At 39.2% G+C, this 13,841-nt stretch carries 9 protein-coding genes and 4 pseudogenes; 4 read left to right on the top strand and 9 right to left on the bottom strand.

Features of this window, described 5'->3' with window-relative positions; translation table 11 throughout:
- Nucleotides 1–499: 499 nt before the first annotated feature.
- From V4P57_RS01740 to V4P57_RS01725, 4 genes are all read right to left on the bottom strand, one after another.
- On the bottom strand, nucleotides 500–1,033 hold the full coding sequence (locus tag V4P57_RS01740) for a DUF6101 family protein (RefSeq protein WP_455466486.1): 534 nt from the start codon (nucleotides 1,031–1,033) through the stop codon (nucleotides 500–502).
- Nucleotides 1,034–1,182: 149 nt separating this feature from the next.
- A complete protein-coding gene (locus tag V4P57_RS01735; RefSeq protein ID WP_455466485.1) occupies nucleotides 1,183–2,592 on the bottom strand; it encodes an FAD-binding oxidoreductase in 1,410 nt (469 codons plus the stop codon).
- 2 nt (nucleotides 2,593–2,594) lie between these two features.
- Nucleotides 2,595–3,557 carry an L-threonylcarbamoyladenylate synthase gene (locus V4P57_RS01730; RefSeq protein WP_455466484.1) on the bottom strand — a complete coding sequence of 321 codons (963 nt, stop codon included), beginning with the start codon at nucleotides 3,555–3,557 and terminating at the stop codon, nucleotides 2,595–2,597.
- Between the two features lie 131 nt (nucleotides 3,558–3,688).
- Nucleotides 3,689–4,042: an XRE family transcriptional regulator gene (locus V4P57_RS01725; protein WP_455466483.1), complete on the bottom strand. Its 354-nt coding sequence runs from the start codon at nucleotides 4,040–4,042 to the stop codon at nucleotides 3,689–3,691.
- Nucleotides 4,043–4,266: 224 nt separating this feature from the next.
- On the opposite strand from V4P57_RS01725, the pseudogene V4P57_RS01720 reads away from it, so the two are divergent.
- Nucleotides 4,267–4,506, top strand: a pseudogene (locus V4P57_RS01720) (type II toxin-antitoxin system RelB/DinJ family antitoxin).
- Between the two features lie 7 nt (nucleotides 4,507–4,513).
- A pseudogene (locus V4P57_RS01715) lies at nucleotides 4,514–4,801 on the top strand (type II toxin-antitoxin system YafQ family toxin); the annotation flags it as partial.
- A gap of 469 nt (nucleotides 4,802–5,270) precedes the next feature.
- On the opposite strand, the pseudogene V4P57_RS01710 reads toward V4P57_RS01715, so the two are convergent.
- A pseudogene (locus V4P57_RS01710) lies at nucleotides 5,271–8,132 on the bottom strand (DUF637 domain-containing protein); the annotation flags it as partial.
- 8 nt (nucleotides 8,133–8,140) lie between these two features.
- On the opposite strand from V4P57_RS01710, the pseudogene V4P57_RS01705 reads away from it, so the two are divergent.
- Nucleotides 8,141–8,434 (top strand): annotated as a pseudogene (locus V4P57_RS01705) (tyrosine-type recombinase/integrase); the annotation flags it as partial.
- Nucleotides 8,435–8,548: 114 nt separating this feature from the next.
- On the opposite strand, the gene V4P57_RS01700 reads toward V4P57_RS01705, so the two are convergent.
- From V4P57_RS01700 to V4P57_RS01685, 4 genes are all read right to left on the bottom strand, one after another.
- Entirely contained in the window at nucleotides 8,549–9,184 is a 636-nt protein-coding gene (locus tag V4P57_RS01700) for a ribonuclease HII (RefSeq protein WP_455466482.1), read from the bottom strand.
- Between the two features lie 302 nt (nucleotides 9,185–9,486).
- A complete protein-coding gene (locus tag V4P57_RS01695) occupies nucleotides 9,487–10,395 on the bottom strand; it encodes a 4-(cytidine 5'-diphospho)-2-C-methyl-D-erythritol kinase (protein WP_455466480.1) in 909 nt (302 codons plus the stop codon).
- A 255-nt stretch (nucleotides 10,396–10,650) separates the two neighbouring features.
- Nucleotides 10,651–11,499, bottom strand: coding sequence for a S49 family peptidase (locus V4P57_RS01690; protein ID WP_455466478.1), 849 nt, complete (start codon nucleotides 11,497–11,499; stop codon nucleotides 10,651–10,653).
- Nucleotides 11,500–11,681: 182 nt separating this feature from the next.
- On the bottom strand, nucleotides 11,682–12,473 hold the full coding sequence (locus V4P57_RS01685; RefSeq protein WP_455466477.1) for a tRNA1(Val) (adenine(37)-N6)-methyltransferase: 792 nt from the start codon (nucleotides 12,471–12,473) through the stop codon (nucleotides 11,682–11,684).
- 258 nt (nucleotides 12,474–12,731) lie between these two features.
- Between V4P57_RS01685 and V4P57_RS01680 the strand changes: the two genes are divergently transcribed.
- Nucleotides 12,732–13,748: a polyprenyl synthetase family protein gene (locus V4P57_RS01680; protein ID WP_455466476.1), complete on the top strand. Its 1,017-nt coding sequence runs from the start codon at nucleotides 12,732–12,734 to the stop codon at nucleotides 13,746–13,748.
- Nucleotides 13,749–13,841 lie beyond the last annotated feature (93 nt).

Raw genomic sequence — 13,841 nt, 5'->3', positions numbered from 1 at the left:
AATTTGCCAATTATTCTGTATTTCTCGTAATTTTGAAAAAATATTGAATTCTGCTTGAAAAATAACATATTATAGATGGGGTTATCCACGTCCGCCAGATGAAATAAAATTGAACAGATTTCGCAGTGAGAATATAGCATTTGCGATACGTTTATTTACAAATAGTCTTTTGCTTTCCCAAACTTGAAAACAGATACCATGATCTATCATTGCCTTTGCATAGAAAAAACCTAAAATCTCTTCTATTCTAACGTACCAATGCTTTAATGATGAGGCAAAATCAAAGCCTCCATTTTTTAATAAGGTGTTTCCATTATCATCAAAAATCCAATGGCTTAGCTGCCTTAGAAAAAAGGTACTGTTGTGAAAATCACAAAGGAAGAAAGATCTAACGCAAATGCTGACTGCAAACTTATCTTGTCAAATCAAAGTTCTTAAAAATACAAAATAAAACAAAATAAACGCACATAGCAGCACAATGGAAAAAAATGAATGCATATCAAGACTTCTGTAGCACGACCCGATTCGCGATCACCAATCGTAAACCCAACGAACGATCATAACGAATTAAAAAGCACTTTTGCTTAGAATGCAGTGTTGTACAAAAAAATCGACGTAAATCAGAACGATCTTTGACAACCATAATGCGATTATTTTCGTTGATCATAAGCATAGGAAGATCATAAGTATCCGCCCATAATCGCCAATCTAGAAGAACATTATTTAAATCCCTAGAAACTAAAAGCGGGATGCACGCTTCCTCAGCTGCATGAAGCAATTCTAATGCAACGGCTCTCTCACCTGAACGCATTTTTACAGTGCGTGCCACAATTCCCTTAAAATGATAAGACGGCACTAAACGTGACAAGCTTGAAGAAGTACCCGTTTTAAAAAAAACACCGCACTCACTTAACGAACAAATAATTTTATTGCCCGTTTTTGATGAAAAATACGCCGTTGTTTGTGGCAAATGGCACGGATCTAACCGAAATTCAAGCACCGCTTTTGCCTGATTAAAGCATTGATTAGCCATATACAGTGTCCCAATTTATCTTGACAATATACACCATTTAACAGCTTTTTCCCATTGGATTATTAAAAGATTGAATAAAAAACAACAGGTTTCTTTTTTGGTTATTAAAATCTAAACAAAAATACATGACAAAATTCATCTTTCTTGAATTATAATATTTTTCCAGGATTCATAATCCCTAAAGGATCAAGAATTTTCTTAATCCCTTGCATAATATCCAATGCAACGGGTGATTTAAAAGCGCGAAGTTCCTCACGCTTAAGTTGACCGATTCCATGCTCAGCAGAAAATGCGCCTTGATAGTGCATCACTAAACTATGAATGCTATGATTGATTCGTGACCATAGCTGCAAAAATACAGCAGTATCAGCTCCTACGGGCTGTGTAATATTATAATGTAAATTTCCATCACCCATGTGACCAAAACAAACCACCCGTGCACCCGGAACAATATCTTCAACAATATGTGCCGCCTCAACGATAAAATCAGGAATAGACGCAATAGGCACCGCAATATCGTGCTTAATGGATCCTCCCTCTAATTTCTGTGCATAGGATATACTTTCACGCAATTGCCAAAAAAAATCTTGCTGCTTTAACGATTGCGCAATAACCGCATCGTCTATCACAGCATCATTTAAAGCTTCTTCCAAAATAATACTGAGCACTGATAATGCTTCACCATCACCCTGCAATGATGCAATATTAATCAATACATACCATTCATGCTCATGTTCAAAAGGGGATTTCTCGCACATATTATAGCTTAAAGACATTTGCAAACTGAGTTTTGACATAAGCTCAAAACCAGTCAACATTCCCCCTCCCCGAGATTGAGCAAGAGATAAAAGTTCTAGCGCCTTAGCTGGGCTACGCAATCCCACAAAAGCAACAGCCATTTCTTTGGGTTTTGGAAAAAGCTTTAAAACTGCAGCAGTTATAATTCCTAAAGTACCCTCCGCACCAATAAAAACATTTTTCAAATCATAACCGCTATTGTCTTTCTTCACAAAACGCAAATCATCTAAAATACGTCCATCAGGCAAAACAACTTCTAAACCAAGGCAAAGCTCACGCATATTGCCATAAGCTATAACAGCTGTCCCTCCAGCGTTAGATGAAAGGTTTCCCCCTATCTGACAGGAACCTTCAGAACCAAAAGAAAGAGGAAAAAGACGATCTGATTCATCAGCTTTTTTCTGTAAATCCTGCAGAATAACACCAGCTTCCACCACAGCAAAATTACCCTCAAGATTAATACATCTAATCTTGTTCAATCGTTCCATAGATAAAAGAATACTACACCCATTTTCATCTGGTTGTTGACCGCCCACAAGACCTGTATTTCCACCCTGTGGTACAATTGATGTGTGCGTTTGGCTAGCTAATTGCATAATTGATGAGACCTCTGCACAAGAAGATGGCCGTAAAAGCAACGGTGTTTTTCCATGAAACCGTCCACGCTCTTCAACTAAATACGGTGCAATTAATGCCTGATCTGTTATAGCGTGCGCAGAACCAACAATTTTTCTAAAGCACTCAATTAAACCCTGCTCCATCTTTATTCCTCCTTTGGAGCCGCAGCACGTATTAAACGATCATTAATAGCCTCACCCAATCCGTACAATGGAATAGATTCTACAGCGATACATTTCACTTTGAGTGAATCCAATTGTTTCATATATTCAAATAAATGCGCTGCTGCTTCTTCCAACTTCCCTCTCTCGCTAAGATTTAAAACAGTCACAGCATTTTCAACGCCTGTAATACGTTTAGGTCCAAATGCTAAAAGTGCTTCACCACTTTCTACCTTTTGTACATTTAAACGAACCACAGCATTGGGCGCATAATGTGACTTTAACATACCCGGTGCTTCAATTGCTGTCCACTGATCCCGCCGTTTCAGTGGTTTCCCTGCTACTTCTTCAATTTCTTCAGCAGCAACCCCCCCGGGACGTAAAAGATAAATCTTTTCATCACAAACCTTAATAATTGTTGATTCAAGCCCTATCTTAGAGGGTCCCCCATCAAGGATTAAAGGAACAGATACGCCTAACGATGCAAAAACAGCTTCAGCTGAAGTAGGACTAAGACGTCCCGATTGATTTGCACTCGGAGCGGCTAAGGGGCGACCAAAACATCGTACAACTTCCGCAAAACCGTTCGCTGGAAAACGGACAGCTAATGTATCAAGACCTGAAGTCGCTAAAGGATGGATGTTATGATGTGCCTTTAAAGGTAAAACTAATGTTAAAGGCCCTGGCCAAAACACTTCCATTAATTGACGCGAGAGAGAATCGATTTTTACAAAGCGTTCAGCCATAACGATACTACTCACATGAATAATAAGAGGATTAAAGTGTGGTCGCTTCTTTGCAGAAAAAATAGAAGCTACTGCCCTTCCATTGGTTGCATCACCAGCCAATCCGTAGACAGTTTCTGTTGGCAGTGCTACTAATCTGCCCTGTTCCAAAAGTGCAATGGCCTCTTTTATTGAAGCACTGTTGAGAGGCAAAATCGTCATGAGATATCTTTCCTACCCCCTTTGAGTGATATTATACTCTTTTTCATTCATGTATCATATTGATTTTATATATTTTTTAATATTCGTGGTCCGTAAATAAAGGTTAGGGAATAGAATTTTTCAACATGCTTCTACAAAGCACATACTTTTTGCCAACTTTCTCTATCCTCTTGTGAAAAACTATTCAATGATCTCATGAACATGCTAACAATTTCGCGGCTCAATGGACCAGAAGGCTTGATCGTAAAACTTTTGCGAGAAGCATCTGATTCTTTCCTTAAACACGCCGCTGTCTCTTGATCTAAAACGTACAGCTCTATGATTTTTTCTTCCATGCCAACAGGTACAGATTTTTCGCCAATCTCTACAGAAAATAAAAACGCTACAGATATATCTAATATATCTAATTTCTTAGCCATATCTAAAAAACATTCAGAATGATCAATACGAAGTATACGTAAGGTTTTACCAAATGGTGTTAGCATCTAAAGAAATCCTATTAAAAAAAGAAGCTCTCACGTGATTCTAGCAGAAATTTTCAGGTTTTGGTTAGCTACCTTTTAAAAATTGACTTCCTACCCTCCTTAATACACAAGGTTGTGCGGCGTGATGGATAAATCTCTTAAAGTGTGGTGCATTGTGGTATAATTAAACAGGAGATTTAGTAATGGGAAAAATTCAAGCCCGTATACCTGGTGACGTTTAAGAAATTGCAAGTGCAGTTGTTAAGTCTACGGGTTTGACTGTATTTGATGCAGCATGCATGTTTATAACCCGCATTGCTAGAGATCGAGCGTTACCGCTTGATTTGTTCTAACCAAATCTGGAAACATTACAAGCTATCTAGGATGTCGAAATGGGACACGTCAAACGCACGCCATTAGATGGCTTACGAACCATGATTCGCGAAGATAAAACCGAAACGCATAAATCTGAAAAGCAAACCTAATCTTGCTATGCAGGAAATTGTCTATGCGTGTTCATTCCGCCGCGACCTTAAACGTGAAAGCAAAGGTAGATATGCTAATGCACTAGAAGAGTATTTGCTGCTTGTGGTCAAAGCGTTAGCAGAGAATGAACCGCTAAGGGTGCATTGGAGAGATCATGCACTAACAGGTCGGTGGCGCAATTGTCTTGATTGTCGTGATTGTCATATCAAGCCAAATTTAGTTTTGATCTATCAAAAGCCAGATACCAAAACACTAGAGCTCTTACGATTTGGTTCCCATTCTGAACTACGCTTATTGATTGGATCTCCAATTCATAGTAAAAAGAGTTTTTCGAAGTTTTTTCTTTTATGGCAGTTGTTAAGTTCTTTGAAAACCATTGTTTTAAATGAGCGGAGATATTGTCTATCGCATTCATGAGGCATGCAAAATCAAGGATAAGCAAAAAAATAAAAACGCACTCTATTTCATAAAGCAAAACACCCCGTCGTACTGACTATTTAGAACAGAGTCGTGCTTTTATGGATAAATGGGCGGCCTATATCAACGGTCAAACTTAAGAGATATTATACAATACCCCTATAGCTTGACACCAGGTTTTACACAATTTGACACTAGGTTTTGTACCAATTTATTTTTTTCAAAGAGTTTTCAGGAGATTCTCAAAGGGTATTTCAGACCCCTTTCATGAATCTTTTTTTCTTCTTATAAAAATCAAAATTTGAGATGGTCAACCCCTTAGTAAGAATCGCATTATTTGAGAAACAGCATTTTCCGTTATTTGGCTGATAAGACCAAATGTCATCATCAACGAGATAATGCTAAGAACAATCTTGGAAGAGCCAAGCTCATGCAATGTCGCAGCAATATCACCATGATTATTGATGAGAGCTACAGCGCTTTTGTTAATCAGTGCTTGGACACCTGCCTGTATTGCAGCATTCATGTCCGTGCTAGAGCCAACCCCTAAAGCACTGATAAAAGCACCGGAAGCTGTAGAAGCTGCTCAACCTGTGACAGATGTAACAGCTAATGCCACGATAGCCGCACCGGCTTCTGTCAATCTTTGGGCTTTATAATCCCACTGTTTAAATTCAGCCTTAACAGCTTGCCAATCCAATTGCTTGGATAACACGGGATCATCACGCAGTTGCTGAATCCATGCCATTCCTGGGGAGCGAGATAATTACTCTAGAGATTGATCAAAATCACCGGTTGTTTCATATTCAACAACAATGCCATTGCCCGCATCAATCTTAATACGGCCACCAGCATCTGTGGTCACATGCTCGATAATCTCCTTCAAATACCCTTTGTCACTCTCACTCCACCACACAAGTTTTTCGTTACGCAGATAAGTGTCTTTAAAATCTTGATCTTTATTAGTCCAAGACTTGATGTTTCCCTTATCTGATGCCAGATGCGTCTGACTACCACTTGATAGCCCTGCCGCACCAAGTGTGAGGTCCCCATTTTGCGCATGTATTGAAAGGTCTTTGCTAATATCCACCGTGATTTTATTGGTGGTGACTTCAGTTGATTGTTGACGAAATTTATTTTTTTGCGATTTGTCGCCTTCTTTGCCCCTAAGGCCCAAGTCAGAATTGCTAAAATCTTGCACCGAAGTTATAGTGAGAGCACTATCACTGGTGAAATTCCCATTACCTTCTCCTTTAACCTTAGCCACATCCATGGTGAGATCGCCGTTCGTAACAACGGTTAGATCATTCCCACTGTTGACTTCACTCAAACGGTGCTCACTGCTTTGAGCATCATAATGCCCTTTTTCTAATGTCTGCGCATGTTCACTTTCTAGCGTCAATGCAATAAATGTGGCAGAATCACCGATAATCATCATCATTGAACCGCCACTGGTGAATTCCCCATCTTCTGAGCCAAGATCACCAAGGGAGTGAATGTTTAATTCATGATCAGAGAGAATTTGTCCCTTCTGCCCAGCCCGATCAACAAAACCATATTCATTCATGTCACGGATTTTAGCGGTGTTATTGAAAATTATATCACCCGTCATGGTGGCCGTATCACCATGAATAGCACCGGAAGAATTAGCTAAAAGGATCACCACTGGTAAGCTCTACAGCTTCAGTGGCATCCAAAAATCCATCATTATTGAATAAAGAGTTTGTGTGGTCGCCACATGCAGAGTACCCTCACTTACCACAGCACCGCTACTGGTAAGATGGTCCGCACTCAAGGTGACCCCTTTACCTTTCAAACGTGCACTGGCAAAATTTCCTTGCAATCCTTGTGCATTGTTTATCCCTTGTTCTGAAGAGGATGTTGGCGCTAAATAAACGTAATGCACTAAGACCTTTTGTCCATCGACAAAATTGATCTAAAGCCAGATCATATCCTTTTTAATCCCAGCGATCTTCTGGGGCGTTAATGACTTGCCTAGCTCTAATTCCAAAGGGTCTTGCTGCTCCACAGCATTGTCATAGAACCTTTGCATTTGAGCATTGGGACTTCGCCGTCAAGAAGAGTACGATTTCCTGTCAGCTCAAAGATTTTCTCATTTACCAGACGATATTCAAAATAAGCATCCCCCAACCTTTTAAACACGTACTCAGGCTTATAATTGCCAATCTTTTTTAAGTAATAGTCTGATGCTAAAAATTTACTTGGGTTGATAAAGTCCTGTCACGTCTCGATTAAAAACGGCACATCCAGTAATTGACTGGCAACCAACTCTGTCCTGACAGAGCCAAGCCCATCTTGCATTAGCACCTGTATAGATTCTGGTGCAGATGTTTTTGCGCTTGGCGCAAAAAGCTCCTTGTGCCCCGTTAACCCATTGATAATACCGTTCAATAAATCATTGCTGATCAGCGATTTGAAGCCGTCAAAGTCGTTGATTTTAACTCCAGCCAAGCCTTTATTTGCCAGAGCTTAAACCAATTTGATCTGCTCCCTCACACACTATATGATCATCAATATAGCCCATCACCTTGGCATCAAGCGTACCACCCGCTTCAATCATGCCGTAAACTGCATCATAGGTGCGGATTTTATTTTGGTATTGGTAGTACTCCCATAATCTGTTATGCTTCCCAAAGAACAGCCTACGTTGAGTGGTGTGCAGTGTTTTTCCTGCGGTGCGTTTCAGTCACAATCTTGGTTGTTTCGATTAGATCGTGCTCCTCATTGAGCAACGTATCGCCCTACATCTCAATGTTGCCATTAGCAGCAATCAAACTGTAACTATTGCGGATATTACCGGCATGAACCGTGAGATGACGTTCTACCAAAATTTGTGCAGCATTATTGATAAAATGAGAGTGCTGGCGAATGATCATGGTATCAACATCTTCCTTGATCTGATAGTGTCAAACATTAGTGCCTCTCTATTTTCCTCGTACACAACTGTGAGAAAACACTTTATCGGTGACCTCGACCCCACCTTCATGCATATTGGTAAGTGCCAAAACATTGAAGGCTATATCACCGGATACGACTTCTAAAAGCCCCGAAAGCCAGCACGTTCTCCATTAAACCCACGAACAGCTAAATTGTCTTCGGCAATGACATCACCGTGCTAATTGAGGAAAGAGCCATCCAAGGAGAGTGTTGCGGATTTCTGAGCGTAAATCAGTCCGCTATTGCTCACCCCATTATAATGTCTTTCTTCCTATTTTACCAGAATTAACAGAAACACTTAAAACTGATCCCATCAGAGATAAAGCATTTATTTGCGGAAAAAGCGGAAATAAGGTCGTTAAAGAAAATTTTGGAAACTTGTTTCGTGAGGCGTGTAATGCGGTAGGAATTAATAAAGCAGCACATAGATTGAGAAAATTGGTAGCAACACACGCAGCGAATACAGGTGCAACAATCTCACAGCTTAAAGCAATTTTTGGCTGGACAAATGATAATATGGCATCTCTTTATACGACGAGTGCAGACCGCTGAAAATTCGCTCTTGAAACAATAAAAAAGCTCCAAAAAAGTGAGAGATAGACACCAAAAAAACATAATAGAATCAATGATTATAAAACCCTCTACTCTTGTAATAACTTATTGATTTTAATCACCTTTCCTGCCTTCTTTGAGTGGTGCAAAACTATAACGATGTAATCCCGTAACTGGTCCATATTTATCAAGAGCTTCACGATGCGCCAGCGTTGCATACCCTACATGCTTCTCAAAACCATAATCTTTATAAACTTGTCCCGCACATTCCATCATTCGATCCCGCGTTACCTTGGCAATAATAGATGCTGCTGCAATTGAAACCGAACGTTGATCGCCTTTAATCAAAGCAGCTGCTGGACATGGTAGCTCAGAGGGAATATCACGTCCATCAACAAGTGCATAATGGACCGGAATTGCCAGTCTTGTAATACAGCGGTGCATTGCTTCTAAAGTTGCTTTTCTAATATTAGACTGATCGATCGTATGGGCACAAAGACTGGCAATTGAAATCGCTAATGCACTTCCCAAAATTTCATTGTACAACTTCTCACGTTGTGAAATAGAAAGCTTTTTTGAATCATTTAGCCCCTCAGGAATATAGTCTTTATCCAAAATGACTGCCGCTGTCACTACAGGTCCAGCAAGAGGACCACGTCCCACTTCATCAACACCTGCTATATGAAAAAACCCCTGCTTCTGTAAATCCATTTCACACAAGAAATTTGGTTGAAGTGGTAAATTAAACATCTTTTATAAATCACAAATACAATGAAACATGTACCCATTTTTACAGATTACTTCTTTTCTGCAAGCTCTACAGTAAAAATAGCTTTTTAAACACCATAATGAACTCTCGCACAAGCACAAAAATAACAGAACGAAATTATGGATGCTCCTTCACTGTTATTTACTTTCTTTGCTAAAATATTATCCTAGCATGTGCCAATTCGATCTAGAAAATAGAAAAATAATCATTTTACCGCTTAATAGCTCCATTCAACATAATAGAATCATTACCAAATAAAATCTTTTACCTTTATGTTTATCTCTCAAATCTTTCCTAAAGTCATAATAGGTTTCACAAACCAATTTGGATGCATCGATTTGATAAAAACAGCTGCTTTTTTGGCTGCTTGCTGATCTTTAAAAATACCAAAGCAAGTCGCCCCCGTCCCAGACATACGAGAAAAAAGAGAGCCACACTCATCTAATGTGGATAACACTTCGGCTAATTGAGGTGCAATTTTTAATGCAGGAGTAAAAAAATCGTTACGCGTTTCTTGTAAAGCTTCAACCAATGAATAAACATTCTTTAGAACCTTTGGATCAATTATTAAATGAGGATGATCGGACTTCTCCAAAGCATTAAAAATAGCTTGCGTTGGAATTTGTTGACCGTGGTTAACTAATACCACTGCAAGAGAACAAGCTTCTTTGAGCCGTGTTATATCTTGACCAATTCCTTTAACAAAAAGCGGCTGCTGATATTCCAATGCAAACAGACACATTGGCACATCAGCACCAAGCACTAAGCTCATTTCCGCTAATTTTTCACAAGAACAATCAAGATTCCATTGCTGACGCAATACGTTTAGAACACTAGCCGCATCTCCTGAACCGCCACCAATTCCTGAAGCAACCGGCAATGTTTTAACAAGACGAAAAAAGGCAGGCTTAGCGAACTTAGGAAACGTCTTACACATAAAGTCCTGTGCACGAACAACTAAATTGCCTGTATCAGAACCGAGCCCATTTGCAAAAGGACCTGTTAAAATAAAATTATCACTCTTAAAAGGTTTATAGCCTAAACAATCACCACTGAGACTGAAATAAACCAAACTTTCCAATAAATGATAACCATCAGCACACTGACCTACAACATGCAAGGCCAAGTTTAACTTAATGGGAGTAAATACATAAGAATACCCTTTGAACGAAGTTTGTACATCCAAGATCATCTGACGTAATATTCACCCGTACAGGGATCTTTTACCAATGTGTCCCTCTTCCCCATATTTGTCCTAGATTCTGCATGACAAAAACCCCTTACCCCCCTACATAATCGTTTCCTCAACAAACAACAGACATAAGAAGCCATAATACACAATAAACTGAATGCAACCATACGTACCATTTCAATTTTTTTCTTTCTCACAACCGTTTTTAGGTAAAATTATTTACTCTCTTGAGTATCTATCAAATTGTACGTCCAATCACAAACCATAACGTTGCCAAAGCGCACGTTCTTGTGCTGCCATCAATGCATTATCAACTGCTGTATAAACCGTATGAGCAGTGACTCCTGAAGGAATTTTAGGACCTAAAAGGCTTTTTGGAGGTGTAATTAAGCGAAGCTTGGCATCATCCCCAAACCGCTCCTTAATAACAGAACGCACGTCATTTAGTCCGTCAATAAGCCCAAGTTCAAGGCTTTTCTTTCCACTCCAAAACATTCCTGTAAAAATATCTGGATCATTTGATAACTTCGCTGCACGTCGCTCTTTAACCAAATCAATGAAAGTTTTATGAACTTCGAGTTGTAAAGATTTCAGATGCTCAATATCTGCCTTCTTTTCAGGCTGAAATGGATCTAATGTAACCTTATTTTTTCCCGCAGTATAAACACGCCGCTCGACACCAATTTTCTTCAAAAGTTCGGGAAAGCCAAAGGAAGCTGAAACAACTCCAATAGAACCAACAATCGAAGAAGGGTCAGCAAAAATTTCATCTCCAGCACAAGCAATCATATAACCACCCGATGCGGCTATATCTTCAACAAATACAAGAACCTGCTTGTTTTTTTCCTCTGCCAAATCACGAATACGCTTGAAAATAAGACGTGACTGCACAGGCGAGCCCCCAGGAGAATTGACAATAAGTGCAACAGCCGGTGCTTTTTTGTACGCAAAAGCCTTCTCTAAAAGATTCGCATACCTGCCTAATGAAAGCGACCGTGCTATCAATGTAGCTGAATCCATAATTGCTCCATGAAGGCGCACAACAGGAATCTCGAGTTTATTAGGACAAAAACGATATGGAATAATATTTTTGATAACGTTCATCAAAACAACATCTCCTCATAAATTAAAGCAAGGACAGCAGAAATGGGGAACACGATAATAACCAAAAGCAGCAATCAATCCCCACATTACAGCTAAAAATAAAACTTCATCCAAATCAAAAGTCTCCCTAGGAACTAAAGACTCATTCTAAATTTAAGCAATAAACTAGAAAACACAAGATATCATTTTAAAAGTTCCCACAAACTTATACGTCCGTTATTGATTGCATCAATCCGCGGTGAAAAAGCATGACCATCACCCTCATGCATAACCAATGCAGGTAATAAAGATAAAGCCGCCCTACTTCCCCGTTTTGCATAAAATAAAATACGAATTGCCACCGATGTTGCACGTGCATGAACAGGAATTATATAGATACTACCAAAACGTCCTTCTAAAGCATTCAAGATATCAGACAGCGATTGCGGACGTGCAATTAATCCTATGAATCCACCTGGCTTAACGATTGCTGCTGCACTCCGTAACCAATTATCAAACATCGCTTCAGGCATAACATGTGCCTCGGACTTTTGTTGATCAGGAGTCTTGCGATCTACAGGGCTGTTAAAAGGTGGGTTCATGATAGCAAAATCAAAGGAATTATCCGTCAATCCTGCTGTTAAGCGATTCTTTCCTTTCAAAGTAATGTCTGCTTCTAACAAACAAATTCGCTCAGCAAGTTTTTCATTTCGTTTTAGCATAAGTGTCTTTTTTGCATAAGACGCCATAAAAGATGATCGCTCGACTAATGTAACATGAACTTTCAAACAACGCGAAGCAACTGCCAATCCTGCTGCACCAGCACCAGCACCTAAATCAACAACTTTTCCTTCTAAATTGTTGGGAACCAAACTGGCTAATAACATAGCATCCATGCCAGAACGATGACCATATTTACGTGGTTGAACCAAATAAAACTTTCCGCGATGAAAACTATCAATTGTTTCATCACTCTGATTCGTTATTTCATCCATTTAAAAACCTAATGTTCATCTTTAATAAACTGCACTTTTGCCTATCAAATGCTTTTTAAAAAAAGCTTTTTCAAATTTTTTCTATAACTTTGGAATAATAACATTACACAAAATTAAAAAACATTCCTTGCCAGTTATCATTTAAGACTTCTATTTTAAAGCGTTATCAAAAGCTTGTGTCAAAACAAAACCCTCTTTATGATAACAGAGAAAATAAAATTCATATATGTCCATTGCAATACTCTAGGAGTAAACACATTGAGTGTAGCCACAAAACCAGACCAGACAAGAAATCATCAAATGTCTCTCCAATCCCTCATCAATCTTACCCAACATGATATGGAACGCGTAAATCAACTCATCCTCTCTATGGCAAAATCGGAGGTTGAAATGATCCCTGAAATTTCTAACCATCTTATTTCATCAGGTGGAAAGCGGTTACGGCCAATGATCACATTAGCTTCCGCTCTTATGTTTGGTTATCAAGATAGTGGGCATATAAAACTTGCAACAGCCGTTGAATTTATGCATACCGCAACCTTATTACACGACGACGTAATTGATGAAAGTAATTTACGACGTGGAAAACCTACTGCACGAATGATTTGGGGAAATCAAGCAAGCGTACTTGTTGGTGATTTTCTTTTGGGACAAGCTTTTAAAATGATGGTTGATGTTGGTTCTATAGAAGCACTCTCTGTCCTAGCAAATGCTGCTGCAATTATTGCTGAGGGAGAAGTTATGCAACTCTCAGCTGCAAAAAATATAGCAACTAGCACTTCAGACTATCTCAAAATCATTAACGCAAAAACAGCAGCACTTTTTTCAGCTGCCGCTGAAGTAGGGCCAATTATTGCTGGCTATAGAGAAAAAGAGCGCTCTGCATTGCGTGAATATGGATCATTATTAGGATTAACTTTCCAATTGATTGATGATGCACTTGATTATGGTGGCACCGCTCAACATTTGGGAAAAAATATAGGCGATGATTTTAGAGAAGGCAAAATTACAATGCCTGTTATCCTCGCATACACACGAAGTGACGCGGCAGAAAAGGCATTTTGGAAACAAGCTCTTGAAAACGGCAATAACAATGATGAAGCCTTCGCACATGCACAACACTTAATAGAAAAATATGATAGCCTCACAGACACAATAGAACAGGCACGCATCTATGGTAAACGTGCAACAGATGCTCTTGCTTCGATAAACAAAAGCCCTGCTCGCAATGCTCTTATTGAGACTGTTGATTTTTGTATCGCGCGTATAAACTGAGTATTTGTAAGAATCACAATATTTTTCAACAAAGTAATCGGATATGATCTATAAACCATACAATTTGCTGATTATCTTGAAGAGGGTTAGTTC

This window comes from Bartonella sp. B39 (genome assembly GCF_053795145.1).
The sequence above is the reverse complement of the archived record's forward strand: the minus strand, read 5'-3'. Positions and strand labels throughout refer to the sequence as shown.